The organism is Pseudomonas sp. SWRI18 (assembly GCF_014268345.1).
Lineage (GTDB): Bacteria > Pseudomonadota > Gammaproteobacteria > Pseudomonadales > Pseudomonadaceae > Aquipseudomonas > Aquipseudomonas cedrina.
Genome location: NZ_JACCQQ010000005.1, coordinates 86,089 through 111,817 on the forward strand (window position 1 = coordinate 86,089; position 25,729 = coordinate 111,817).

The window sequence follows — 25,729 nt, forward strand, 5'->3', positions numbered from 1 at the left end:
ATGAGCTCCTGGAATTATTATTTTTGTCGTCAGTGGGCCGACTCTAATTCAGATACATTTGCTTACGCAAGCGCTTGCCTTGAGGTTTTTCCCTTAGAAGAAACGTTTCACCAATCTACTTTATTGATTAAACACAGAAAGCATCGAATTGACCGTTTGTCTGCTATTGTCCACGCACGTCATCTCATACTCGTTGTCGCCAGGCGATCTTCAGTGAGCGTGCTCTGCGTCATCGCAGGTAACGATGGCGGGTCTGAATATCATGGAAGGACGAAGCGATGGACACACCGCTACCCGAACAACCGCAATCGCGCGCGGAAAAAATCGTCGAGTTCAAGCGCCAGAAAACCCTGCTCAAGACCGGCGCCCTGCAAGACGCGATCTTCAACAGCGCCTACTTCTCCAGCATCGCCACCGACGAAAAAGGCGTGATCCAGATCTTCAACGTCGGCGCCGAACGCATGCTGGGCTATGCCGCCGCCGATGTGGTCAACCGCATCACCCCTGCCGACATCTCCGACCCCATCGAACTGGTTACCCGCGCCGCCGCCCTGAGCCAGGAGCTCGACACGCCGATCACGCCGGGCTTTGAAGCGCTGGTGTTCAAGGCCTCGCGGGGGATCGAAGACATCTACGAGTTGACCTATATCCGCAAGGACGGCAGTCGCCTGTCGGCCATGGTCTCGGTGACGGCGTTGCGCAACCGCCACGACACCATCATCGGCTACCTGCTGATCGGTACCGACAACACCGCGCGCAAGCAGGAAGAAGCCGAACGCAAAGGGTTCGAACGCGCCCTGGAAGAAAAGAATCTGGAGCTGGAGCACGCCAGCCACATGAAGTCCGAGTTTCTCGCCACCATGTCCCACGAATTGCGCACGCCGCTGAACGCGGTGATCGGCTTTTCCGAGGCGCTCAAGGACGGGTTGGTCGGCGAGATGAGCGAGACCCAGCGTGAATACATCGGCGACATCTTCACCAGTGGCCAGCACTTGCTGTCGCTGATCAACGACATCCTCGACCTGTCCAAGGTCGAGGCCGGGATGATGGAACTGGAGCTGGAAAGCGTCGAGCTGGCGGGCCTGTTGGCCAACAGCCTGCTGATCGTGCGCGAAAAGGCGGCGTTGCAGAGCATCCAGTTGAAGCTGCAAAGCCCTGAAGACCTCGGCCATCTGGCACTCGACCTGCGCAAGACCAAGCAGATCGTCTACAACCTGCTGGCCAACGCCGTCAAGTTCAGCGAACACGGCAGCTCGGTGACGTTGACGGTGCGCCAGGTAGCGCGCGAGCAGGTCGGGCAGATTCCCGGCGACTGGCCGGTATACAACTTCGCCTTGCCGGCGAGTGTGCATCAACAATTCCTCGAACTGAGCGTCAGCGACACCGGCATAGGCATCGCCGAAGACGACATGGGCAAGCTGTTCAAGGCGTTCAGCCAGATCGACAGCAGCCTGGCGCGCAAATTTGAAGGCACGGGCCTGGGGCTGGCAATGGTCAAGCAACTGACCGACCTGCACGGCGGCAGTGTCGCGGTGGCCAGCCGCGAAGGTTGCGGCGCGCGGTTTGTCGTGTGGTTGCCGCTGCATCGCGCCCCGGAGGCCCCATGGCCGAGATCCTGATCGTCGAAGACAATGCAGCCAACATGCGCCTGGCGCGTTTGTTGCTGGTCAATGCCGGGCACACGGTGTTGTGGGCAGCCGATGCCGAGACCGGCCTGACCCTGGCCCGCGCACAGCAACCGGCGCTGATCCTCATGGATATCCAGTTGCCCGGCATGGACGGCCTGGCCGCCACCGCACTGCTCAAGCAAGACCCGCTGACCGCGCACATCCCGGTGATCGCCCTGACGGCCATGGCGATGAAAGAAGACCGCGAAAAAACCCGGCTGGCCGGGTGCGACGCCTACATCATCAAGCCGCTGCGTTACAAGGAGCTGTACGAGGTGATCGACACCTTGCTGCAGCCCGACAGACCCCTCACGTGAGTCCGCTCCATGGCCAGCCAACCCGCAACGTTGTTGATCGTTGATGATGACCCCCAGGTGCGCAAGCTCCTGGAAACGCTGCTGCAACACGAAGGCTACCTGACCCTGAGCGCCGGCAGCGGTGAAGAAGCCCTGCAGAGCGTGGCGAAACAGCCACCGGACCTGATCCTGCTGGACGTGATGATGTCGGGCATGGACGGCTACGAAGTGGCCAGCCGGCTCAAAGGCGATGAAGCCACGGCGGGCATACCGATCATCATGCTGTCGGCGCTCAGTGAATCGAGCGCACGGGTGAGTGGGCTTGAAACCGGTGCCGAGGAGTTCATCAGCAAGCCGGTGGAACGGGTCGAGCTATGGTTGCGCGTGCGTAACCTGCTGCGGCTCAAGGCGCGCGGCGATCTGGCCGGCAATACGCCTGACCCGGCGTCACGGCAAACCGGCATGAACGTGCATGACCTGGCTCGCCAGGACCTGGAAAACGCGTTGCGCCAGGCCGTCGAGCGCAGTGAGTTCAGCGTGCACTACCAGCCCAAGGTCGAGGTTGCCAGCGGCCGCATCTGCGCCCTGGAAGCACTGCTGCGCTGGGAGCGGCCTAACTATGGCGCGGTGTCTCCGGCCGTGTTTGTGCCGATACTGGAAAGCCTTGGCCTGATCGTGCCCGTGGGACGCTGGGTCATCGACACGGTCTGCCAACAGATCGCCGAATGGCAAAGCGGTGACATTGGCCCCGTGGAAGTCTCGGTCAACGTCTCCGGCCACCAACTGATCGAAGGCGACCTGATTGCCGATATCGCACGTATCCTCGCGCAAACCGGCGTGGCGCCCGACTTGCTGGAGGTCGAGTTGACCGAAGGCTCGCTGATGGAAAACACCCAGCACACCATCGCCAGCCTGCAGCGCCTGCACGCCATGGGCGTGAAGATCTCGATTGACGACTTTGGCACCGGCTATTCGAGCCTGGCGTACCTGCGCCGGTTTCCCATCGATACATTGAAGATCGACATCGCGTTTATCCGCGAAGTCACCACCAACCCTCAGGATGCGGCGATCACCCGCACCATCATCGAACTGGCCCACAGCCTCAACCTGCGAGTGGTGGCCGAAGGCGTGGAAACCCAGGCGCAGTTGGCGTTCCTGAAAGAGGCCGGCTGCGATCAGATTCAGGGCTACCTGTTCAGCCGGCCGTTGCCGGTGGACACCTTGAAGCGTCTGTTGCTGGAGCGCCTGTAAACCGGCGCTGGCTTGTGTGGGAGCTGGCTCGCCTGCGATGTGCATAGGTATCTACACAACTTTCAGAGGCTGACAAATCTCCCTGTAGTGAGCGGGCTTGTCCCGCGCTGGGCTGCGAAGCGGCCCCCAGGCGACTTGGTTTTATCTGGAACACTGCGGTGTCTTTCATTGGGGCGGCTTCGCCACCAAGCGCGGGACAAGCCCGCTCACTACAAAATGTGTAGATACCTACGCTGCGATGCGGTGTATCAGTTTCACCACGGCGATGCTATCGCAGTCAAGCCAGCTCCCACATGAATCACCTTGAATGGGTAAGGTTGTTCATCGCACTGAGCCTGCAAAAAATTGAATCCTGCGCTGCGCCAGGGTTTCAAACAGGCAATACTCACCGCACGAGCCAGCTCATGAAAAAGATAGGCCAACGATTGCAGGAAGAACGCCAACGCCTGGGCTATTCGCAGCAGTACCTGGCGCAGGCCGGCGGCGTGACTGCGCGCGAGCAGCATGGATACGAACAAGGCGAAGACCTGCCCCGCGCGGATTATCTGGCGGCGCTGGCTGCGCATGGCGTGGACGTGGTGTACGTGATTACCGGCAAGCGCGCCACGGTGGTCAATATCAGCCGCGAGCAGGCCCAGACCTTGATCGACAACCGTGTGCTGGGCCAGGAGGTATCGTTGGACCCACTGCCTGAGCATGAACTGTTGTTCAAGCTCAGCGCCCCCTCTGGCCCGCCGCCGGATCAATCCTGATTTTCGGTGTTGCCGACGTCTGCCGCTTCGTCCAGATCGTTCAACGGGACTTCTGCGTCATCCATCAACGAACCCGGGTCTTCATTGCCTGGGTCGTTGAGCTCTTCATCCAGTTCTTTTGACATGACCGTCTCCTCTAACCGCCTTGGGTATCGATATCGGCATCGGTTTGCGTCTTGGGCTCAGGCTCACTCTTGAAGTCCGGGCTGTAGTCGTTTTCCTTGGCCGTGGGGTCTTTGGCCGGGACCGGGTCTTTGGGCGCGTCGGCGGCGGTAGCGGGTGCCGGTTCGTTGCGACCGCTGGCCTGGGGATCGTGGCTGGTATTCATGGGTCACCTCTTCGCAGTGTCGGGAAAATGCAGCCTGCGTAAATCTAAGGTCGCGCGCGAGGCGCTGAAGTTCCAATTGCTTACGAGCCCGGATTGTCGAACTGAATGTACACCGCATACGCGGCGAGCAAGATCCAGAACACCATGAAGATCCAGGGCGTGCGCACGGAAAAAAGCAAGGATTTGCGGTAACCCTTGTGGGTCGACTCCACTTCGGAAAACAGCGGCGATTCATCGTAGGCCATACCCATCACTGGTTCGCTGCGCAACAGTTCGCTCTGCTTGAAATGCCAGTGGTCAATGATGTCATAGGCCGCGCGAATCCCTGGCCAGGCGTTCAGGGAGCTGAGAATGCCCAGCAGCGCCAGAAAAAGCGGGACCACCAGGGTAAACAATTTGCCCCACTCGGGGTTCAGGTTACCCATGCCGGAGACAAAGGCGATCACCAGGAACGACTGCGCCGTCAGGTAGGCATCGGTGCGGTTGGCCAGGATCGAGGTTTCGTATTGGATCTCGCGCCGGTAGAAGTCAAGGCGATCCTTGGGCGAGCCGAAGATCTTGGCGTTGTGTTCGCTGTGATCGGTCAGGCTCGATTCCGGGGTGTCGGGTGAAATGATTCTGGGCACGTCGCTACTCCACGCGGGTTCGAGGCCCATTAGAAGATTGGGCCGTGGGCGAAGTTCAAGTTTGTTCGTGCACCTGATTGGGGCGTGCGCTGCCCCTATGACGGGCAAGCTTGTTGTGGCGAGCGGGCTTGCCCCGCGTCGGGTGGCGAAGCCGCCCCAAACCTGCCAACGCAGTGTACCTGACACACTGTGGTGATCATATTGGGGCCGCTGCGCAGCCCAGCGCGGGGCAAGCCCGCTCGCCACAACAAGCCCGCTCGCTACAACATGTTCTTTTGTCGCAGGTTAAATCGTCCGCTTCGAAGGGAACTCGGCACAGGCATTGCTTTATCCATTCATCTGGCCGAAAACAGGAGCATTCGTTACCCCACGACCCAGAGCCGACCTCACAAGAAAGTAAGGACCAGGCCCATTGGCACCCTCAGCCACGGGCTCATAAAAAATGCGTTTTTTGAAACGGCAGTGCCACCCCCCTGCTCTGCTCGGCACTGACAAGGTACTGGAATGGCTCGATCTTTCTTTGATGAAATGAATGATGCAGACGGCGCGTGTCGTGCGCATTATCAGGATTTCTCCCGCTGGCTGGCGAATACGCCGCCGGAACTGCTGGCCCAGCGTCGCCGTGAAGCCGATTTGCTGTTCCACCGCGCCGGGATCACCTTCACGCTGTATGGCGATGAACACGACACCGAGCGCCTGATCCCCTTCGACATCATCCCCCGCAGCATCCCCGCCAGTGAGTGGAGCCTGATCGAACGCGGCTGCATCCAGCGCGTCAACGCCCTGAACATGTTCCTGGCCGACATCTACCACGACCAGCGCATTATCAAGGCCGGGATCATTCCGGCAGAACAGGTGCTGGGCAACGAGGGCTATCAGAAGGCCATGGTCGGCCTGGACCTGCACCGGGGCATCTATTCGCATATTTCCGGCGTGGACCTGGTGCGTGATGGCGACGGCACCTACTACGTGCTCGAGGACAACCTGCGTACCCCCAGCGGCGTAAGCTACATGCTCGAGGACCGCAAGATGATGATGCGCCTGTTCCCCGAGGTGTTCGCCAAACAGCGCATCGCGCCGGTGGATCACTACCCCAACCTGCTGCTCAAGACCTTGAAGAGCTCCAGCCGCCTGGACAACCCGAATGTGGTGGTGCTGACGCCTGGGCGCTTTAACAGTGCGTTTTTCGAGCACGCGTTCCTGGCCCGGGAAATGGGCGTGGAACTGGTGGAAGGCGCCGACCTGTTCGTGCACGACCTCAAGGTGTTCATGCGTACCACCGACGGTCCCAAACCGGTGGACGTGATTTATCGGCGCATCGACGACGCCTTCCTCGACCCCAGTGCCTTCAACCCCGATTCCATGCTTGGCGTGCCCGGCCTGGTGGCCGCCTACTGCGCCGGCAACGTGGTGCTGGCCAACGCCATCGGCACCGGCGTGGCCGATGACAAGTCGATCTACCCCTATGTGCCACACATGATCCGTTTCTACCTGGATGAAGAACCGATACTGCAGAACGTGCCGACCTTCCAATGCCGCAACCCCGATGAGTTGTCCCACGTACTGGCCAACCTGCCGGAGCTGGTAGTCAAGGAAACCCAGGGCTCCGGTGGCTACGGCATGCTGGTCGGCCCGGCCGCCAGCGCCGCCGAAATCGAGGACTTCCGCCAACGCATCAAGGCCAGGCCTCACGCCTACATCGCCCAGCCCACGCTGAGCCTGTCCACGTGCCCCACCTTTGTCGAAAACGGCATCGCCCCTCGGCATATCGACCTGCGTCCCTTTGTGCTCTCGGGCAAGGAAACCCGCCTTGTGCCCGGCGGCCTGACCCGCGTGGCATTGAAGGAAGGCTCGTTGATCGTCAACTCGTCGCAAGGCGGCGGAACCAAGGATACCTGGGTGGTGGAGGGCTGAGTATGTTGAGTAGAACCGCCGCGGATTTGTACTGGATGTCCCGTTACCTGGAGCGCGCCGAGAACCTGGCACGCATGCTCGAAGTCAGTTACTCCCTGTCGCTGATGCCCCAGGCCGGGCGTAGCGATGGCCTGGATGAACTGGCCATGTCGTTGCTCAGCAGCGGCACCCTGGAGAGCTACCTCGAGCGTCACACACAGTTGGATGCCGAGCGCATGCTGCACTTCTTCGCTCTTGACGAGGAAAACCCGGCCAGCATCTACAACTGCCTGCGCGCCGCACGCGGCAACGCCCATGCGGTGCGCGGGCGCATCACCGCCGACATGTGGGAAAACCTCAACGCCACCTGGTTGGAGATGCGCAGCATCGCCGCCGGCGGCCTGGCGCGGCATGGCATCAGCCATTTCTGCGATTGGGTCAAGCAGCGCTCGCATCTGTTCCGCGGCGCTACGTCGGGGACCATCATGCGCAATGACGCCTACCGGTTTATTCGCCTGGGTACCTTTGTCGAACGCGCGGACAACACCTTGCGCCTGCTGGATGCGCGCTACGAGATGTTTGGCGAAGAGTCCGAAGAGGTCAGCGACTTGTCGGCGCGCGGGTATTACCAGTGGAGCGCCCTGCTCCGTGCGCTGTCCTCGTTCGAGGCGTATACGGAGCTGTATCCGAATGCGCTGAATGCACGCTCGGTGTCCGAGCTGCTGCTGTTGCGCAGCGATGTGCCGCGCTCGTTGCACGCCTGCATCGAGGAGTTGAGCTACATCCTCGCCGATTTGCCCGGCAGTTACGGGCGCACGGCCCAGCGGCTGGCGGCGGAGTTCGAGGCACGGCTGAGGTACACCGGTATCGATGAGATTCTGGAGGACGGGCTGCACAGCCGCCTCACCGAATTCATCGACACTGTGCGCGAACTGGCGCAAGCGATTCACAGCTCGTACCTGGAAGTGGTCTGAAACACATCTCGGATTAAAACTGTGGGAGCGGGCTTGCTCGCGAATGCTGTGGTTCAGATGAATACATCTTTGACTGACACACCGCCTTCGCGAGCAAGCCCGCTCCCACAGACAGTGGGTGCCCACCAGCGTGGCAACAACTGGCGCACCCGCGCCTCGCCGAACCGATCGTCGATCAGCATCACCACACCGTGGTCCTGCTGGCTGCGGATCACCCTGCCCGCCGCCTGCACCACTTTCTGCAGCCCGGGATACAGATAGGTGTAGTCGTAACCGGCGCCGAAGATCGCGGCCATGCGCAGTTTCATCTGCTCGTTGACCGGGTTCAGTTGCGGCAAGCCCAGCGTCGCAATAAAGGCCCCGATCAAACGGGCGCCCGGCAAATCGATGCCTTCACCGAACGCGCCGCCCAGCACGGCAAAACCGATGCCCTGGCTATGCTCGGTGAATTGATCGAGAAAGGCTTGGCGCTCGGCCTCGGCCATGCCGCGTGACTGTTGCCATAACGCGATCTGCGGGTGTTTCTCGGCCAACAGCCGGGCCACTTGCTGCAGGTAATCAAAACTTGAGAAAAACGCCAGGTAGTTGCCGGGCTGTTGGGCGTACTGGCGGGCGATCAACTCGACGATCGGCTCCAGCGAGGCGTGCCGATGGACGAAGCGCGTGGAGATTGCATCGACGATGCGCACCTGCAACTGCTGCGCCTTGAACGGCGACTCCACGTCGATCCAGGCTGTATCCGCCGGCAGCCCGAGCAAGTCGGCGTAGTAGTGACGAGGGCTCAGGGTCGCCGAAAACAGCGTGCTGCTGCGGGCGGCGGCCAGCCGTGGGCGGATGAATTCGGCGGGCACCACATTGCGCAGGCACAGGATCGAGCTGCTGCGTTTGCCCAGGAGCTGACGCTTGCTGATATCGAAAATGAAGTGTTCGTTGAACAGCTCGGCGACCTTGGCGAATTGCAGTACCTCGAAATAGAACGCCTGCAGGTCGCCACTCAGGGTTTCGGGATGGTCATTGAAATACTCGCCCATGGCGCTGGCGCACAGGCTCAGGGCCTGCAATAGTTTTTCAGGCCGCGCGGCATAGGCCTGGTAGGGCGCGAGCTGGTCCTTGTGCAGCGCGTTCCACTCACGGTTGAGGCGCTGCAAGGGTTTCTTCAGGGGTTCGGGCGCGGTGTCGCGCAGGGTCTTGAGGCTGTACTGGTCGAGGCTGGCGCTGTACATCGAACGGGCGCGTTCGACCAGGTTATGCGCCTCGTCCACCAGCACTGCCGCGCGCCACTGGTTGAGCTGGGCCAGGCCGAACAGCATGGCGCCAAAATCGAAGTAGTAGTTGTAGTCGGCGATCACCAGGTCGGCCCAGCGCGCCATTTCCTGGCTCAGGTAGTAAGGGCACACGTCATGGGCCAGGGCCACATCGCGCAGGTTGCGCTGGTCGAGCAGGCGCACCTTGGACGCGGCGACGCGCGCGGCGGGCAACCGGTCGTAGAAACCCTTGGCCAAGGGGCAGGCATCGCCGTGGCAGGCTTTGTCCGGGTGTTCGCAGGCTTTGTCCCGTGCCACCAGCTCCAGCACGCGCAGTTGCAAGCCGGGGCTGGCGGTATACAGCACCTGCGCGGCGTCCAGGGCGAGTTTGCGACCGGGCGTCTTGGCGGTCAGGAAGAACAGCTTGTCCAGTTGCTGGGGCGCGAGGGCCTTGAGCAGCGGAAAAATTGTGCCGATGGTCTTGCCGATCCCGGTTGGCGCCTGGGCCATCAGGCAGCGCCCGGTGCTGACGGCCTTGTACACCGATTCGGCGAGCGAGCGCTGGCCGGGACGGAAACCGGCATGGGGAAACGCCAGGGTTTGCGCGCTATTGTTGCGCGCTTCGCGGTGCTGCATTTCCTGCCGGGCCCAGCCCAGGAACAGCGCGCATTGCTGGTTGAAGAACTGCTCGAGTTCGGCGGCTTGAAAACGCTGGTTCAGCAGCGTCTCGCCTTCACCGACGATATCGAAGTACACCAGCGCCAGGTCGATCTCCAGCAGGCCGAGTTTGCGGCACAGCAGCCAGCCGTACACTTTGACCTGAGCCCAATGCAGTTGCCGATGGTTGGCCGGCTGGGCGTCGAGATCGCCGCGATAGGTTTTTACTTCTTCAAGGCGATTGGCGTCGGGGTCATAACCGTCCGCCCTGCCCCGAACCTTGAGTTGCTGGTATTGGCCTTCAAGCGCGACCTCACTCTGGTAATGCGCGCTGCGCCGCGAGGCGACAGTGCGGTGGCCGACAATGCCCTCCTGCGCGCTGGGGGACGGGGTAAAGCGCAGGTCCAGGTCGCCGACCTTGGCCGTGAACTCGCACAATGCACGCACGGCAACGCTGTAGCTCAAAGGGACTGCGCCCAGCGCACATAGCAGACCGTTACCGGCATCTGGTATTCGCCGCAGAACTCCAGCCAGCGCAGCTGGTTGTCTTGCAGGCGATCGCCAGGGCCCTTGACCTCGATCATGCGGTAGGTCTTCTGCGCTGGCCAGAACTGGATCAGGTCGGGCATGCCGGCGCGGTTAGCGCGGATATCCAGCAGCAGCCGCTCGAACCAATAGCGCAGATGGTCGGCGGGCAGGCAGGCCAACGCCTGATCCAGCAGTTCTTGATTGAGCAGGCTCCAGAACACGAATGGCGACTGGATCCCCCACTTTTCGTCGTAGCGCCGGCGGATGGTGGCTTTGTAGCGCTCGTCCTGCAATTGCTCGAAACACGCGGCGAACAGCGGCGCGCGACGCGAGTGGAAGTCTTCACTGTGCAGGTCCACCGGCCCCCGTTGGAACGGGTGGAAAAACGCCCCCGGCAACGGCGCAAAGATCGCATCCCAGCACAGCAGGCCGAACAGCGAATTGATCAGGCCGTTTTCCACATAGTGCACCGGCGCATCGGGTTCGCTGAGGTGAGCCTGCACGCAGTACTCCACCGACATCAGCGGCTCGGGCAACGCCAGGTCCAGGTCCAGGCGCGTAACGGGCCGTGGCTTGGCCCGGGGCACGGCCGGTTCGCCCAACTTGCGGCGCAGGCGAGGCAATACGCGCAGCAGGTGCTGCTGCTCGGCGGCGCTTTCCGGCGCCTGTTGCGCGGTGTACACCAAGGCCATGGCCTGGGCGTAATCCTCCTGGCGTTCGAGCACGCGGATCAGTCGCGAGCGGGCGCCCGGGTAGGCGCAGTTGCGATAAATCCGTTGCGCCAACGCCAATTCGGCGGTGCGCTCGCAATACTGACCCACCTGGAACAACAGCTTGGCCCGGCGGTTTTCCAGCCAAGGATTATCGGTATTCAGGGTGGCGATCCGGGCCAGGACGTCCTCCAGCGCTTCACCGGTTTCAAAGGCCTGCTGGCACTGATGCAGAAATACAAAGCCATGCACGTCCTCACGGCTGCGCAGGCCACGGGATTGCGCGCAGAACTCGACTTTTTCGTAGGTGTGGATGCCAAGGTCAGCCAGCACGAACTCCGACCAATCCTGGTGCAAATTGCCGAAAAACATCAGGCGCAGGCGATCGCACAGCTCCATCACCGTGAGGCTGTACAAGGCATCAGCAAGGTCGGGGCACCAACCGGCAAAGCTGCGGCTGTCGGTGAATTGCGTCGCCAAGCCTTCCAGCCAATCGGCTTTCTTACCCTTGGGCTGCTCGATCCAGGGCTTGAACACGCCGAGAAGCTCGCTTTTTTGCAGCAAGGCGAACAGCGCTTCAAAAGTCAGCAGACACTGGGCGTCAACCCAACCCAGGGCCTGCAACGGTACGGCGGCGGCGTGGGGGCAGCCGATTTCCTGGTAGTTGAGTTTGCTTGCACGAAAATGCGCACCCTTGCGCATCACCATTCGCACCAACAGTGCCTGTGAGGCTTGGGGCAACCTGTCAAATTGCTGAATGAAATGCGCTTCTTGCGGGTCGAGCAGATCCGCATAGCGTTGCCCCAGCCAATGCAGGACCTGGCTGAAGTTATGCAGGTAATAGAGCGGGTCGTCGAGGGGATTGGCCATGGCGTGCAGCGATCAAATACTGGTTATGCATACAGAGTGCCGTTGCGCATGCCAGGTTGCAATCGGTAATAGATAAATGGCGCCTGCAACTTTTTGCATAAAAGTGATCAGATGGGGAATCAATGGCGTAACATTTGTTCCCCCGCAGCCTCTGGCGTGGGACTTTCAAGGTTAAGGTAAAGGTTATGAACATGAAGAATCTGGGGCTGCCACTGGTTGCACTCACTGTTCTGCTATTGGCCGGTTGCGCGACGCAAACCGTAGTGACGCTGCAAAACGGCACACAGTATTTGACCAAGGACTCGCCAAAAACCAAAACCGTCGACGGTTTCTATGAATTCACCGACATCGCCGGCAAACGCATCCGCGTCAAGGCCGATGATGTGGCCACCGTCCGCAAGGAAGACTAAGCATATCCATCCCTGTAGTGAGCGGGCTTGTCGAATCGTCGCACCGCCCGCGCTGGGGCGCGAAGCGGCCCTAATACAGTCACCGCCCAGTTACAGATAAAACCGTATCGCCTGGGTTGGGGCTGCTTCGCAGCCCAGCGCGGGCGGTGCGACGATTCGACAAGCCCGCTCACTACAAACGCGGTCCGAATGCCTCGTCTACCTTGGCCAAGTCGGTATCGCGCAGATTGCCCGCGTAGTAATGCAACTTGGTCCAGGCCATCAGGTAGTCGTAACGGGCCTGGGCCAGGTCGCGACGGGTGCTGTACAGCTGCTGTTCGGCATTCAGCGCATCGAGGTTGACCCGCTCGCCGCCCAGGATGCTTTGCCGGGTCGACACCACCAGCGCTTCGGCTGAGGCCAGGGCTTTCTGGTAAGCGCGCAACTTGCTCACGCCGGACAGGCAGGCACTGAACTGGCGACGCAGCTCAATCAGGGTCTCGCGGGTCTTGCCCTCCAGTTCGTACTCGGCCTGCTCCATCGCGCGGCTGGCCTGGCGGGTGGCGGCCGAGATGCCGCCACCGGCATACAGCGGCACGCTCACCTCCACGCCAATGGTGTTGGTGTCATAGCGCTGGTTGTAGGTATTACCGCTGTCGGATTCCTGCTGGCGCGAACTGGCGTACGCCGTGACCTTGGGCAAATGCCCGGCGCGGTTGCGCTCCACTTCATAGCGCGCCACTTCCAAGGCCTGGCGCTGGGAGGCGAGCGTGGGGTTACTGCTGATCGCCAACTCATGCCAACTGTCGTAGTTGGCCGGGCTCAGCGTGAACGCGGCAAAGCCCTGGTTGAGCGGTGCCAGGTCGTGGATATTGACGCTCTGCACGCCGATCAGCGCGCCCAGCTCTCTTAACGAAGCGTCCTGCTCATCCAGTGCCTGGATCTCTTCGGCGGTGGCCAGCTCATAACGCGACTCGGCCTCGAGGATATCGGTACGGGTGCCCTCGCCCTGCTGGAACAAATGCCGGTTCTGCTGGAATTGCTGCTCAAAGGCCTTCTTCTTGGCGCGGGCGATGTCGATCTGGTCCTGGGCGAACAGCGCCTGGGTGTAATAGGTCAGCACCCGCACCAGCAGCGCCTGGCTCTTATCGCGAAAGCTCTCATCGGCAAACAGCGCCTGGGCCACCCCTTTGCGGTAGTTGGCATAGGCTTCGTAGTCGAACAATGGCTGTTGCAGACTGAAGGTGGAGCCGTAGCTGTTGTAGTTGCGGTCGTCGCGATAGCTGCCGCCGCGCCCGTCCGGCAAGTGCGCCTCGGAGTTGTTGCGGCCCTTGTTGTAGTTGTAGGAAAGCTTGGGCAGCAGGCCGGCGCGGCCGATGGTACGGTTTTCCAGGCCGGCGTCGCGTTCCTTGATGGCGCCCAGGAATACCGGATCGTTGCGCAGGGCTTGCTCGTACACGTCGAAAGGGCCCATGGCCGCCTGGGCACTGGCACAACTGAACAGCAAGGCGAGGAACACTGGCTTCATGCTCATTGCTCGGTCAACGCGGAGCCGGCGCGATCGAGCAGCGGCTTGAACAGGTAATTGAGCAGCGAGCGTTCGCCGGTGCGCACGAATATTTCGGCGGGCATGCCGGGCCTGATCACCAGACCGTGGAGTTTCTCCAGGTCGGCGTCACTGACCGTGGTGCGCAGCACGTAGTACGGCGCGCCGGTTTTCTCGTCGAGCATCTGGTCGGCGGAGACCAGGCTGACCTCGCCCGGTACCCGCGGGGTGCGGCTCTGGTTGAAGGCGGTGAAGAGGATGTCGACCGGCAGGTGTGTGCCGACCTTGTCCACCAGATGCACCGGCAGGTGCCCTTCGACTTCCAGGCGCGTGTCCTGGGGCACGATTTCCAGCAGGGTTTCGCCCGCGCGCACCACGGCGCCTTCGGTGTGTACACCGAGGTTGACCGCAATGCCATCGGCCGGCGCGTTGATTTCGCTGTGCTGCAAGTCGAACCCGGCGGAGGTGAGCTGCTGTTCCAGGGTCAGGCTGCGCAGTTGCGCGTCGGCCAACTGGCTGCGCACCTCCTTCTGATATTCCTCGCGGTGCTGCTGCAACTTGAGCCGCGACTCCAGGATGCCCTGCTCTACCCGGCCGCTTTCGCCGGTGTTCTGCGCCAGGTCCTGCTGCACCTGGGACAACTGGCGCTGGTACTCCATCAGCCGGTTGCGCGGGATATAGCCGTTGTCGGCCAGCGGTTGCAGGTTGCTCAATTGGTCGCGCAGGGATTGCGCCTGGGCGGTCAGGTCGCTGCGGGCGCGGCGCATGCCGTTGAGCTGCGCCGTGGCGCCGTCGATATTCGCGCGGATACCCGCCTGCTCGCGGGCAAAGGCTTCGCGGCGGCTGCTGAACAGTTGGCGCTGGCCTTCGAGTACCAGCGCCAGGGCCGGATCGGGGTTGGCGCTCAGCTCGGCCGGGAAGGTAACGCTGGTTTGGTTGTCCCGCTCGCTCTGCCAGCGCGCCACGCTGGCCCAGGCCATGCGGTACTGGGCTTGCAGCGAGTGCACGTCGGCCTGGTTCTGGGTCTGGTCGAGGCGAAACAGCGGCTGGCCTTGCTGCACCCGCTCGCCCTCGCGCACCAGAATACGGCTGACCACGCCGGGGCCAAGGGTTTGCACGGCCTTGCGCTTGCCGGACACCACCACCGTGCCCTGCACCGGGATGCCCTGGTCCAGCGGCGCCAGGCTGGCCCACAGGAAAAACCCACCGGCACCGACCACGGTCAGCAACCAACCCATGCGCACAAAAAAACGTGCATCGTGCTCTTTGAAACCTGGTTCAACAGTGAGGCTGCTCATGCGCCTGGATTCCTTGCGGCTTGGTACTGACGACTGAAACTGACGCCGGGCTTTTCCTTCGGCGCTTCCTGCTGGCCGGACAACGCGCGCAGCACCTCCTGGCTTGGCCCGAATGCCTGCAGGTGCCCTTCGTTGAGCACCAGCAATTTGTCCGCCTGGGCCAGCGCCGAGGACCGATGGGTGACCAGTACCACACTGCTGCCCTGGGCTTTCATCTGCACGATGGCACTGGCCAGCGCGGCTTCGCCGACGGTGTCGAGGTTGGAGTTGGGCTCATCCAGCACAATCAACCGCGGGCCGCCATACAGCGCACGGGCAAGGGCCACTCGCTGCTTCTGGCCGCCGGACAGGCCGGCGCCGTTGTCGCCCAATACGGTGTCGTAGCCCTGGGGCAAGCGCAGGATCAGCTCATGCACGCCGGCCTGCTGGGCGGCCTTGACCACGCGCTCGGGGTCGGCCTCACGAAAACGCGCAATGTTGTCGGCGATGCTGCCGCTGAACAGTTCGATGTCCTGGGGCAGGTAGCCGATATGTGGGCCGAGGTCGTCGCGGTCCCAGCGGTGGATGTCCGCGCCGTCCAGACGCACCGTGCCGGCCAGGGTCGGCCATACGCCGACCAGCACTCGGGCCAGGGTGGACTTGCCGGAACCCGAGGCGCCGAGTACGCCGAGCACTTCGCCAGCGCCGAGGTTGAAGCTGAGCTGATGCAAGGTCGCCAGGCGCCGCCCCGGCGGGCCCGCACTGACCTGTTCGAAGCTGATCTGGCCGTTGGGTGCCGGCAGCTTCATCTGCTCGACTTGCGCAGGAAACTCGCGCAGCAATTCATTCAGGCGCTGATACGCCAGCTTGGCCGAGCTCCATTGTTTCCACACCGCAATCAGCTGGTCGATGGGGCTGAGTACCCGGCCCATCAGGATGGAACCGGCGATCATCATCCCGGCGGTCATATCGCCGCGGATCACCAGCCACGCGCCCAGGCCCAGTACCAGGGATTGCAGGCACAGGCGCAAGGATTTGCTCAATGAGGTCATTACCGAGCCGGTATCACTGGCCTGGTTCTGCAGCCCCAGGAACCGCGCATGCACCGCAAACCAGCGTTCGCGCAACGCCCCGAGCATGCCCATGGCCTGGATAGTCTCGGCGTTGTGCAAGTGGCTGGTGGCCAACTGGGTCGATTGCTGTGAGAACGCGCCGGCCTCACCCAAGGGCGTTTTGGTCAGGTATTCGTTGAGGCAGGCCAGGCCGATCAACAGCAGCGCCCCGGCCGTGGCCAGCACGCCAAGCCACACGTTGAATAGGAAAATCACGAACAGGTAGATGGGAAACCACGGCGCATCGAAAAACGCGAACAGCGCCGGCCCCGTGATGAATTGGCGAATATGGGTCAGGTCGCCCAGGGATTGCCCGGCATGGCCCTGCCCACATTGCAGGTTGCGTTCGAACGCGGCCTTGTACACGCGCAGGTTGAAACGCCGCTCCAACTGGCTGCCGATACGGATCACGATAAAACTGCGGATCGCTTCCAGGGTGCCAATAAACACAAAGAATCCCACGACCATCAGGGTCAACATCACCAGGGTCGTTTCGTTCTGGGAGGACAGCACGCGGTCATACACTTGCAGCATGTAAATCGACGGCACCAGCATCAGCAGGTTAATCAGGGCAGTGAAGCAGCCAACACTGATCAATAGACGCTTGTATTCACCCAAGGCCTTGAATAAAGGCACAGCGGCAGTGGGCTTGGTCATATGTTTTGATCTTCCTTGAACCGAAATGCACGCATAAGCTGCCCGAGCCCTTGTTAAAGGCCGGCAACTAATAAAGTTGGGTAATAAGCTTATAACGGCAACTAAGGCATCCGTTTTAATTCAACGACAGCACCGGATGGGGTGCGCGCGTGGTAGTCACCGTTCTTCTGGCGGTTCAAGTGCGTGATGCCACTGCCTTGTGCATTGAACAGCCAGATGCCGTCCGGTGTGGGCGACCAGGAAAGGGGTTTTTCTCCCAGCCATTGTTCGGCACAGGCCACGTCGCCGCCCAAGGCGTTGGCCGGCTCAAGCAGATCAAGGGCGCACATCTGATCCTGCTGGTGCAACTGCCAATGCCCGGCCAATTGGGCCGTGGTGGGTAATACAAGACTGCTCGCCATTGCGTGGGCTCCTGCCGACACGAACATCACCTGCAACGCGCAGGTGATCACTTTGAAAAAACGCTGCATCTTCATGCTCCATCGTAGGCGCGGCGTCGAAACGCCGCGCCCTTGTCTCACGCGACGATGTCGCTGACCGCTGCCTGGCCGACGGTGGTGACGAGGAAGTCCGCCACCCCTTGCCCGGAGAAGTCTACCGCCAGGGTACCCAGGTTGGTGCCTGCCGCGTAACTCAGCACCGCGTCGCCGGCATGCCCGGTAAACGCATTGACGAAGGTCAGGCCGGCGCCTTTGGTGATGCCGCTGAGGTCGATCTTGTCGGAACCTGAGGTGAAGTCAAAGATCTTGTCCGCCGCCCCTGGCCTGGAATCGGAACTGGCCCCGAACACAAAGGTGTCGCTGCCCGCGCCACCCCACAGTTGGTCGGCGCCACCGCCACCGTAGAGCAGGTCGCTGCCGGCCCCACCCTTGATCAGGTTGGCTGTGTTGTTACCGATGATCAGGTCGCTGCCCGCGCCACCGAACGCGTTCTCGACCGTGACGCCCTTGGCGATGGACACGTTGCCCACCAGGCCGCCCACGTCGGAGAACGCGGTTTCATTGAGGTTGATTTTCTGGTTTTGAGTGAAGCCGGAGAAGTCCAGGGTGTCGTTGCCACCACCGTCCCATACCGAGAACACCAGTTTGTCGGCATTGGAGCTGGCGCTGAGGAAATCACGCCCGGTGTTGGAGTTGAAGCCGTAGGTGGTATCGCCCGCGCGGGTGTTGTAGTTGGCGCCGTAGAGCTTCTGGATCGCGGCAATGTCGTCGATCAATGGGCCGGAGGCATAGGCTTCGACCCCGCCTTTGCTGAAGTTCTGGTTGGTGTTGCTCTCGCTCCAGTAGCTCATGAGGCTGTAGCCGCGCGTGTCCTGTCCATAGGTCGCGTCGTTGTAGCTTGGGGCGCCTTCGCCGGCGTTGTAGTCGCCGGGGTGGGCCAGGCCCAGGGTGTGGCCGATTTCGTGGGTCAGGGTCTGCCGGCCATAATTGTTCAGGTCCGGAGTCTTGTTCGGCGTGTAGCTGTTGTTGGTCAGGTACCACGAGGTGCCGTCGTAGCCTGCGCCGGTGCCGGGCAGGTAGGCGAAGGCCGCCGCGCCGTCCTGGCCGCTGCTGTAGTTGCCGAAGGTCATGTGGCCGTCGCCGCCGGTGGCTTTCTCGGTGAAGGTGACCTTGGCCACGTCCGCCCAGGATTGCATGGCCAGTACGGCCTGTGCTTTCTGCTGCGCGTTGAACTGGCTGAAGCCCGAGATACCATGCTTGTTCAAGGTGCTCGAGGAGGCCGAGGTCAGGAAGGTGTAGGTCAGGTCGATCTTGCCGTTGCCGTCAAAGTCGCGGTACGCGGCGCCGTCGCGCAGCAGCTGGGTGGCTGCCTGGTCAACGGTGTAGGAGGGTTTGCCATTGACCGTGAGGTTGCCGCCCCGGTCATACTGATGGCTGAAGCTATCGATTTGCGAGTAAGCGGTGCTGGCTTGCGCCGCCGACACGATAGCCTTGTCTTTTACTTTTGACATAAACGTACTTCCTTGTGTGCAAATGCTTCAGTTTTTTGATCGATAGGAACCCCGCGGGCGAGATCGTCCTATCACTCGCCTCTTTTGAAGGCGTCATGAAACTGACACAAGTTTAAATCGTTCGTCTACTTCTATTTCCACGGTGAACACGTCGTGATCGGGCAACTAGCGCAGGCTTTCCACCGTATTTATTGGCGTCTTGGGATTTTGTCCGACAAAAAACAAGCAGCTCTTATTTAAATATTAAATAGCGCTAAATCCGCTCAACTTGAGCGGCGCACTTGATAAATGGATCCAATATATTGCCACAGTGGCATTGGCAACATTAAACAGCCACTATTTCAACTAAGCCCTCAACGTTTTCTGCACTACCGCCACATCCGCCAGCCCGTGTCATGCAATGCATGCACCAGCGAATCACCGGTCAGGCCGGGTACTTGCACGCCGTCATCGGTGCTCATGTCCTCCCCCGCCAGGAGCGCGTTGATGATCGCCTCCTCCACCGCCTCGGCCGCGGCGCTGAACAGAGGCGAGATATGGTCGTTGTTGACCATCTGCAACGCGCTGCTCAACGGCAGGCCTTTGCGCCCGTAGTCGGCGGGGGGCAGGTCCTGGTTGCCGGTGGCGAACGCCAGGAACAGGTCGCCGCTGGAGTCTTCCGTGCCGCCGCCGGTACGGGCGATGCCAATGGACGCACGTTGTGCCAGGCGCTGGCATTGGTGCGGCAACAGCGGCGCATCCGTGGCGAGGACCACCACGATCGAACCCATCCCCGGCGTGCCGCGCTCGGCAAACGGCGAAGGGATACCCGTGAGCCGGCGGCCCACCGGGTAGCCATCCACCCGCAATTCTTCGCGCTTGCCATGGTTGGCCTGCACCAGCACGCCGACGGTCCAGCCACCCTGCTCCGCCGGCAATCTGCGCGATGCCGTACCGATGCCTCCCTTGAACTCATGGCAGATCATTCCGGTGCCGCCGCCCACTGCGCCTTCCTGCACCGGGCCGGTTTCGGCGTTGTCGACGGCTTCGCGCACATGTGCAGGCCCCACGTGCTGGCCCCAGATATCGTTGAGCAGGCCGTCATAGGTTTCCATCACCACCGGCATGCACCAGTACACGGCCGGGTCCGCCAGGCGCTCGCGCTCCAGGGCGATCAGGCTGTCGCGCACGATGCCGATGCTGTGGGTGTTGGTGATGGCCAGTGGTGTGGTCAATAGTCCGGCTTCGCTGATCCACTCCAGGCCCGTGGCATCGCCATTGCCGTTGAGCACGTGGTAACCGGCGAAACACGGCTGCTGCCGTGCCTCCCCGGCGCGCGGCTGGATCACGCTGACGCCGGTACGCACGTGTTTGCCATCGATACGCGTCTTGAGCGTGCTGTGGCCGACCCGTACCCCAGGCACATCGGTGATGGCGTTCCACTCGCCGGGCGTGCCCAGCCCCAACGTGATGCCCAATTGACGTGCGCGCATAGCCCCTCCTTACAGTTTCTGGAAGACCGGACTCAACCGGCCACTGATGCAATACAGAATCACCGACAGCGCCAGCAAACCGGTGATGATCATGATGTCGCGGGTCGAGGCTGCCGCCACCAGGGTGACCAATAGATAGCCCGCGCCGAGCACCGCAAGCAATGCCGGCAGCGGCCACAGCGGCATGCGATACGGATGCTCGCGTTCGCGCAGCAGCACACGGCTCATCAACGCGCTTAACGCGACCACCAGGTACACCAGCATGATCAGCAACACGCTGAACGACGTCAGTTCGGCCAGGTTGGAGCTGAAACTCAGCAGCGCCGAAGGAATCGCCAGGAACAACGTCGCCAACCAGGGCGAATCCCAACGCGGGTGGATGCGCGTGAACAGTTTGTTGATGCCCGGCGTCCACAGCGCATCGCGCCCGCTGCTGAATACGACGCGGCCGATCTGGATCACGATGGCGACGATGGCATTGAACACTGACAGGAAGATCCCTGCGCTGACCAGCCGCGACAGGGTTTCACTGCCATGGCTGCTCAACAGATAGCCGATGGGGTCCGGGCTACTGATCATCTCGCTCAGGGACGGCGCGCCGATCAGCAGCGCGGTGATCGGCACCAGCTCGATGATCACCACCAGCCCCAAGGACCACAGCACCGCCTTGTGCACGCCCCTGCCGCCGCATTTCATGTCCTCGGCCAGCAACACCGCCGGGCCGTAGCCGTTATAGGAAAACAGGCCAATGCCCACCGCGCCGATCACCAGGGCCCAGGGCGCCAGGTGCAGCACGCCGTTTTCCACTATCTGCGGTTGGAACAGTACGCTGGCCGGCTGCACCGGGTTGCCGAAGCCGATCACCACGATCACCAGCAGCGCAGCGACTTCCAACAGCAGGCAAGTGCCGGTGATCCAGGCATTGAGTTTGATATTGAGGATGCCCAGGGCGTAACTGCCCACCACAATCACCAGCGCGACGGTCTGTGAGTCGAATCCTGTGCCGAGGGCGTTGTTCAGGTATTTGGCCGCGCCGGTGGCGAGCACCGGCGGAATGAACAGCAACATCACCAGCACGGTCAAGAACGTCGCATAGCCCGCCATGCCACCGAACACGCGCTTGGCGTATACATACTCACCACCGGCGCTGTTATGGGCGCGGCCCAGTTCGGCATAGCAAAAGGCGAACATCAGCGCGAGCAAGCCAGCCATTACAAACGCCAGGAACACGCCGCTGCCGGCCTGCTGGATGGCAAAGGGCGCGATCACGAACACGGAACTGGCCGGCGTCACCGCCGACACGGTAATGGCGACCACATCGAAGACGCTCAGGGTGGGTTTCAGCACGCCGTCGGGCGTGGGGGAAGTGCTCATATCGTTATCCTCTGTCGTTGTTCTTGGTATGAGGCAGAAACGAAAAGTCTGATAGTCACGGGATATGTTTCCCGCTGAATGATGGCGAAGATAGACAAGGGATTCACGTCAGCCAATTCCCCTATTGGCGTACTCCCCTTGACGATGCCGGGCAAAAAACCAACCCTTGGGCACTATTACGCTGGCGGGAGCCGTTTATATGAGCCTGTTTCGGGAAATCGGCATGCACGCGGGCCTGGGGCGTACCGTCGCGCACATCGGCACCGAGCGCTTCTGGAAACAGTTGGTGTTGTTGCTGCACCAATGCCTGCCCTTCGATAACGCCCTGGCGATCTTCTATCCCCAGGAGGGCCCGCCCCTGGCCCTGGAAGAATACGACGCCCAGCCCAGCAGCAAACCGGCGTCGATGCTGGTGTACCTCAATGGCCTGTATTTGCTCGACCCGTTTTTCCAGGCGTGTCGCGAGGGTTACGCCAGTGGTGCGTACCGCCTGGAGGAAGTGGCGCCGGATCATTTTCGCCAGAGTGAGTACTTCCTCAATTACTTCCACGACAACGTGCTGGAAGACGAGGTGCAATTCATCCTGCAACTGCCCGGCGCGGGGACGTTATCGCTGTCGTTGGGCATGCAGCGGCGCTTCAGCCTCGATGAGGCCGGGCTGATGACGACCGTAGCCGCCTGGGTATTGCCGTTGATGCAGCAGCACTGGCAGCAGAGCACCCGGCGCGCGCCGGCGATGGACTCTCAGATCAGGGATGCGTTGAGTCAATTCGGCTGCGGCGTCCTTTCCGAGCGCGAACTGGAGGTTGCCCGCCTGGTGCTGCGCGGGTTTTCGTCCAAGGCCATGGCTGAGCGGCTGAACATCTCCCCGGATACGGTGAAAGTGCACCGTCGGCACTTGTACGCCAAGCTGGATATTTCGTCACAGCCGGAGCTGTTTTCGTTGTTTATCCAGTCGTTGGGGCACGACTTGGAGAATCCTTGATCCCGTCCCGCTTCAGATGTGGGAGCTCCCGAGCTTTAGCGAGGCTGCGATAGCGGCTTGTCAGTCGGAGCAAATGCCAGCAGTACCGCCGCCTTCGCAGCCTCGCCGGGGCTCGACAGCTCCCAAAGTTGGGCTCCATCGCTGCCGGGATTGTGCCAGCCGCCACACCGCAAATCCCACCTGCCACCGCCGATTTTGCATGGCTACTAGCGGCCGGTACGAATGGTGTTCCACACCCGCGTACGCACCCGGTCGACATTCAACGGCATCGCCTCCAGGGCAAACAGCTTGCCCATCATTTCCGGGCTTGGGTACACCTTGATGTCCGCCTTGATCGCCGGGTCTACCAGGCTGTCCGCCGCGGCGTTGCCATTGGCGTAGTGCACGTAGTTGGTAATGCTGGCCATGACCTCCGGGCGCAGCAGGTAGTTCATGAAGGCATAGCCGGCCTTTTCGTTCGGCGCGTCGGCGGGCATGGCGACCATGTCGAACCAGATCGCGGCGCCTTCCTTGGGAATGTTGTAGCCGATGTTCACGCCGTTTTTGGCTTCCCTGGCACGGCTTTCGGCCTGCAGGATGTCGCCCGAGAAGCCCACCGCCACGCAGATATCGCCGTTGGCCAGGTCCGCGGTGTATTTCGAGGAATGGAAGTACGCCACAAAGGGCCGCACTTTCATCAGCAGTGCTTCAGCCTTCTTGTAGTCCTCGGGCTTCTTGCTGTGGTGCGGCAAGCCCAGGTAGTTGAGTGCGGCCGGGAGCAGTTCCGGGCCGTTGTCGAGAATCGCCACGCCGCATTTCTGCAACTTGGCCATGTTCTCGGGCTTGAAGATCAGATCCCAGGAGTCGACCGGCGCATTGTCGCCCAGCACCGCCTTGACCTTGTCGATGTTGTAGCCGATGCCGGTGCTGCCCCATAGGTACGGGAAGCCATGGGCGTTGCCCGGGTCGTTGTTTTCCAGAGCCTTGAGCAACACCGGGTTAAGGTTTTTCCAGTTGGGCAACTGACGCTTGTCGAGCTTCTTCAAGGCGCCGCCCTGGATCTGCCGCGCCATGAAATGGTTGGACGGAAACACCACGTCATAGCCGGATTTACCGGTCATCAACTTGCCGTCGAGGGTTTCATTGCTGTCGTACACGTCGTAAGTGAAACCGATGCCGGTTTCTTGCTGGAAGTGCTTGGTGGTGTCCGGCGCAATATAGTCCGACCAGTTGTAGATCTTCACTGTCTCGGCGGCCTGGCTGACAGAGGCCAACAACATCAAGGGCAACAGGGCAATGGCTTTCATGGTTCGATTTCCTGGCGGTTTTAGGGCTGTTGTTATGGCAGGCGATCAAGGATCAAAGCGTTACAAAATCAGTACATAGGTCTTGCGCACGGTTTCCTGGATATCCCAGATGCCCGTGCTGTTGGCCGGCAACATCAGTGCATCACCGGCTTCTATATGAACGGTTTCCCCGGTGTCCGGGGTGAAAGTGCAGCGGCCCTGGATGAAGTGGCAAAACTCCTGGGAGGTGATCTGGCGACGCCAGCGGCCTGGGGTGCATTCCCAAATGCCGGTTTCGACGCCGTCGCTGCGCTCGACACTCAGGGTCGAGGCCACGGCGATGGGTTCCCCCAGCGGCACCGCCACGGGCGATGAGTCCGGCAGATGGGCGTTCAAGGTGTCTTTGAATTGAGTGATGCTCATGGCTTTTCCCGTGTGAATGAAACAATTCAGCGCATCAAGCTTTCCATGAACCCGGCCACGCCGGTCGCCAGCTTGCGGCGCCAAGGGGCGGTGTTGGGGCTGGCCAGCACCTGGTCTTCATGGACGAAACTGCGAATGATCGCGTTGTAACCCAGCCAGCGGCACGGCTCGGGCTCCCAGGGCCTGAGCGCTTCCAGGCCGCGCTCGCGGAGCACCCAGGGTTGGTGGGTCAGCGCGGTGTCACGCCCCAGGATCAGATCGGCCAGGGTGCGACCGCCCAAGTGGGTGGCGCCTACGCCTTCCCCGCCATAACCACCTGACAGCGCGATACCCGTCTTGGGGTCGCACAGCATGTGCGGTCGGAAGTTGCGCGACATACCCAGGTTGCCGCCCCAGGAATGGGTGATTCTTACGTGCTTGAGCTGTGGGAAAAGCTCACCGAACAGGTAGCGACGCAGTTCCACTTCGCTGCCGGTCAAATCGAAGTCGTGGCGCAGTTTGCCGGCGAACTGATAACCGCCGCGCGCGCCGAATATCAGGCGGTTATCCGCTGAACGCTGGCCGTAGGTCACTTGGCGGCTGCTTTCGCCGAATGCCTGGCCATGGCTCAGGCCGATTTCGTCCCAGGTACTGGCCGGCAGCGGCTCAGTGGCGACTATCAGGCTTTGTACCGGCAGTTGGTAACGGCCCAGAGGCGCCAAGGTGGTCGCATAGCCCTCCACCGCCGGCACCACCCAGGCGGCGCACACACTGGCCTTCGCCGTGCGCAGGCTGCCGGACTGCCAATGGGTGACCGGGCTGTTTTCGTAGATGGCCACGCCCATGGCCTCAACTACCCGCGCCAGGCCGCGCACCAGCTTGGCCGGGTTGATGGTTGCAACGTGGGGCGCGTAGATGCCGCCGTAGGGCTTGGCGATGCGGACCTGTTCGGCCAGTTGCCGGGGGCTGAGCCAACGGTAGTCGGCCTCGGTCAGGCCCTGGGCGTAGAGTGTGTCCAGGTAGCGGCGCAGGCTGCCTTCCTGCTCGGGGTAACGGGCCGCGCAGTACAGCGCGCCTCCCTTGCGGTAGTCACAATCGATGCCTTCACGCGCCAGCACCTGGGCCACTTCGTCGGGGATGGCGTGCAACAGGTCGAACGAGGCACGTCGCTGTTCGGGATTCAGGCCGGCCAGCAAGCGGTCTTCACCCAACAGGTTGCCCATCAGCCAGCCGCCGTTGCGACCCGACGCGCCGAAACCGGCGGTTTGCGCTTCGATAATAGCGATTTTCAGCTCGGGGGCCTGGCGTTTCAGGTAATACGCGGTCCACAGCCCGGTGTAGCCGGCGCCGATAATGGCCACATTGACGTCCAGGTCATGCTCCAGGGCCGGCCGCGCGCGCAGCGGGTCGTCCAACTGGTCCATCCATAAGCTGATGTTGCGCCATGCCGGCATGCCGGGTTCTCCCCTACCTGGTTTTGATAGGGTGGATCCTAGAGCGCGC

At 61.6% G+C, this 25,729-nt stretch carries 23 protein-coding genes; 8 read left to right on the forward strand and 15 right to left on the reverse strand.

All coding sequences use genetic code 11. The features are described from left to right. Positions 1–278 precede the first annotated feature (278 nt). The 4 genes from H0Z09_RS07995 (at position 279) to H0Z09_RS08010 (ending at position 3,966) form a co-directional block, all read left to right on the forward strand. A complete protein-coding gene (locus H0Z09_RS07995) occupies positions 279–1,619 on the forward strand; it encodes an ATP-binding protein (RefSeq protein WP_186689421.1) in 1,341 nt (446 codons plus the stop codon). After that, complete coding sequence (locus H0Z09_RS08000) at positions 1,604–1,984, forward strand: response regulator (protein ID WP_186689423.1); 381 nt, start codon at positions 1,604–1,606, stop codon at positions 1,982–1,984. Before H0Z09_RS07995 ends, H0Z09_RS08000 begins: the two co-directional genes overlap by 16 nt. 9 nt (positions 1,985–1,993) lie before the next feature. Beyond that, positions 1,994–3,214, forward strand: coding sequence for an EAL domain-containing response regulator (locus H0Z09_RS08005; protein ID WP_186689425.1), 1,221 nt, complete (start codon positions 1,994–1,996; stop codon positions 3,212–3,214). A gap of 404 nt (positions 3,215–3,618) precedes the next feature. After that, complete coding sequence (locus tag H0Z09_RS08010; RefSeq protein WP_186689427.1) at positions 3,619–3,966, forward strand: helix-turn-helix transcriptional regulator; 348 nt, start codon at positions 3,619–3,621, stop codon at positions 3,964–3,966. Here H0Z09_RS08010 and H0Z09_RS27480 read toward each other — a convergent pair. From H0Z09_RS27480 to H0Z09_RS08020, 3 genes are all read right to left on the reverse strand, one after another. Then, positions 3,957–4,091, reverse strand: coding sequence for a hypothetical protein (locus H0Z09_RS27480; RefSeq protein WP_003191171.1), 135 nt, complete (start codon positions 4,089–4,091; stop codon positions 3,957–3,959). The two genes, H0Z09_RS08010 and H0Z09_RS27480, sit on opposite strands and share 10 nt — an antisense overlap. A gap of 11 nt (positions 4,092–4,102) precedes the next feature. Beyond that, the gene (locus H0Z09_RS08015) at positions 4,103–4,294 is read right to left on the reverse strand and encodes a hypothetical protein (protein WP_076954835.1); all 192 of its coding nucleotides are present in this window, start codon (positions 4,292–4,294) and stop codon (positions 4,103–4,105) included. An 80-nt stretch (positions 4,295–4,374) separates the two neighbouring features. Then, a complete protein-coding gene (locus H0Z09_RS08020; RefSeq protein ID WP_076954836.1) occupies positions 4,375–4,920 on the reverse strand; it encodes a hypothetical protein in 546 nt (181 codons plus the stop codon). A gap of 504 nt (positions 4,921–5,424) precedes the next feature. On the opposite strand from H0Z09_RS08020, the gene H0Z09_RS08025 reads away from it, so the two are divergent. Together H0Z09_RS08025 and H0Z09_RS08030 are read left to right on the forward strand one after the other, a co-directional pair. Further along, positions 5,425–6,834 (forward strand): circularly permuted type 2 ATP-grasp protein, encoded by a 1,410-nt coding sequence (locus tag H0Z09_RS08025; RefSeq protein WP_186689429.1) that lies wholly within the window; start codon positions 5,425–5,427, stop codon positions 6,832–6,834. Between the two features lie 2 nt (positions 6,835–6,836). After that, the gene (locus tag H0Z09_RS08030; protein ID WP_186689431.1) at positions 6,837–7,787 is read left to right on the forward strand and encodes an alpha-E domain-containing protein; all 951 of its coding nucleotides are present in this window, start codon (positions 6,837–6,839) and stop codon (positions 7,785–7,787) included. Between the two features lie 53 nt (positions 7,788–7,840). Here H0Z09_RS08030 and H0Z09_RS08035 read toward each other — a convergent pair whose 3' ends face one another. After that, positions 7,841–10,153 carry an ATP-dependent DNA helicase gene (locus H0Z09_RS08035; protein WP_186689433.1) on the reverse strand — a complete coding sequence of 771 codons (2,313 nt, stop codon included), beginning with the start codon at positions 10,151–10,153 and terminating at the stop codon, positions 7,841–7,843. Continuing rightward, on the reverse strand, positions 10,150–11,796 hold the full coding sequence (locus tag H0Z09_RS08040; RefSeq protein ID WP_186689435.1) for a VRR-NUC domain-containing protein: 1,647 nt from the start codon (positions 11,794–11,796) through the stop codon (positions 10,150–10,152). The genes H0Z09_RS08035 and H0Z09_RS08040 overlap by 4 nt, the downstream gene beginning before the upstream one ends. A 185-nt stretch (positions 11,797–11,981) precedes the next feature. On the opposite strand from H0Z09_RS08040, the gene H0Z09_RS08045 reads away from it, so the two are divergent. Further along, positions 11,982–12,206: a YgdI/YgdR family lipoprotein gene (locus tag H0Z09_RS08045; RefSeq protein WP_076954842.1), complete on the forward strand. Its 225-nt coding sequence runs from the start codon at positions 11,982–11,984 to the stop codon at positions 12,204–12,206. Positions 12,207–12,378: 172 nt separating this feature from the next. Here H0Z09_RS08045 and H0Z09_RS08050 read toward each other — a convergent pair whose 3' ends face one another. From H0Z09_RS08050 to H0Z09_RS08080, 7 genes are all read right to left on the reverse strand, one after another. Further along, positions 12,379–13,713, reverse strand: coding sequence for a TolC family outer membrane protein (locus H0Z09_RS08050; RefSeq protein ID WP_186689436.1), 1,335 nt, complete (start codon positions 13,711–13,713; stop codon positions 12,379–12,381). Positions 13,714–13,715: 2 nt separating this feature from the next. Next, complete coding sequence (locus H0Z09_RS08055) at positions 13,716–15,029, reverse strand: HlyD family type I secretion periplasmic adaptor subunit (protein ID WP_186689438.1); 1,314 nt, start codon at positions 15,027–15,029, stop codon at positions 13,716–13,718. After that, positions 15,026–16,777 (reverse strand): type I secretion system permease/ATPase, encoded by a 1,752-nt coding sequence (locus H0Z09_RS08060; RefSeq protein WP_186689439.1) that lies wholly within the window; start codon positions 16,775–16,777, stop codon positions 15,026–15,028. The genes H0Z09_RS08055 and H0Z09_RS08060 overlap by 4 nt, the downstream gene beginning before the upstream one ends. A gap of 101 nt (positions 16,778–16,878) precedes the next feature. After that, positions 16,879–17,247, reverse strand: a complete 369-nt coding sequence (locus H0Z09_RS08065; protein ID WP_186689441.1) for a protease inhibitor Inh/omp19 family protein — start codon at positions 17,245–17,247, stop codon at positions 16,879–16,881. Positions 17,248–17,294: 47 nt separating this feature from the next. After that, positions 17,295–18,728, reverse strand: coding sequence for a serralysin family metalloprotease (locus H0Z09_RS08070; protein WP_186689444.1), 1,434 nt, complete (start codon positions 18,726–18,728; stop codon positions 17,295–17,297). A gap of 368 nt (positions 18,729–19,096) precedes the next feature. Next, positions 19,097–20,200, reverse strand: coding sequence for a P1 family peptidase (locus tag H0Z09_RS08075; RefSeq protein WP_186689446.1), 1,104 nt, complete (start codon positions 20,198–20,200; stop codon positions 19,097–19,099). A 9-nt stretch (positions 20,201–20,209) separates the two neighbouring features. Beyond that, complete coding sequence (locus H0Z09_RS08080; RefSeq protein WP_186689447.1) at positions 20,210–21,574, reverse strand: APC family permease; 1,365 nt, start codon at positions 21,572–21,574, stop codon at positions 20,210–20,212. 199 nt (positions 21,575–21,773) lie between these two features. Between H0Z09_RS08080 and H0Z09_RS08085 the strand changes: the two genes are divergently transcribed. Beyond that, the gene (locus tag H0Z09_RS08085) at positions 21,774–22,559 is read left to right on the forward strand and encodes a helix-turn-helix transcriptional regulator (RefSeq protein WP_186689449.1); all 786 of its coding nucleotides are present in this window, start codon (positions 21,774–21,776) and stop codon (positions 22,557–22,559) included. A 206-nt stretch (positions 22,560–22,765) separates the two neighbouring features. On the opposite strand, the gene H0Z09_RS08090 is transcribed toward H0Z09_RS08085, so the two are convergent. The 3 genes from H0Z09_RS08090 to H0Z09_RS08100 are packed head-to-tail and all read right to left on the reverse strand — an operon-like array spanning position 22,766 to position 25,680. After that, positions 22,766–23,845, reverse strand: coding sequence for a polyamine ABC transporter substrate-binding protein (locus H0Z09_RS08090; protein WP_186689450.1), 1,080 nt, complete (start codon positions 23,843–23,845; stop codon positions 22,766–22,768). Between the two features lie 60 nt (positions 23,846–23,905). After that, positions 23,906–24,247, reverse strand: coding sequence for a cupin domain-containing protein (locus H0Z09_RS08095; RefSeq protein WP_186689453.1), 342 nt, complete (start codon positions 24,245–24,247; stop codon positions 23,906–23,908). A 26-nt stretch (positions 24,248–24,273) separates the two neighbouring features. Further along, the gene (locus H0Z09_RS08100) at positions 24,274–25,680 is read right to left on the reverse strand and encodes an FAD-binding oxidoreductase (protein ID WP_186689455.1); all 1,407 of its coding nucleotides are present in this window, start codon (positions 25,678–25,680) and stop codon (positions 24,274–24,276) included. Between the last annotated feature and the right edge of the window lie 49 nt (positions 25,681–25,729).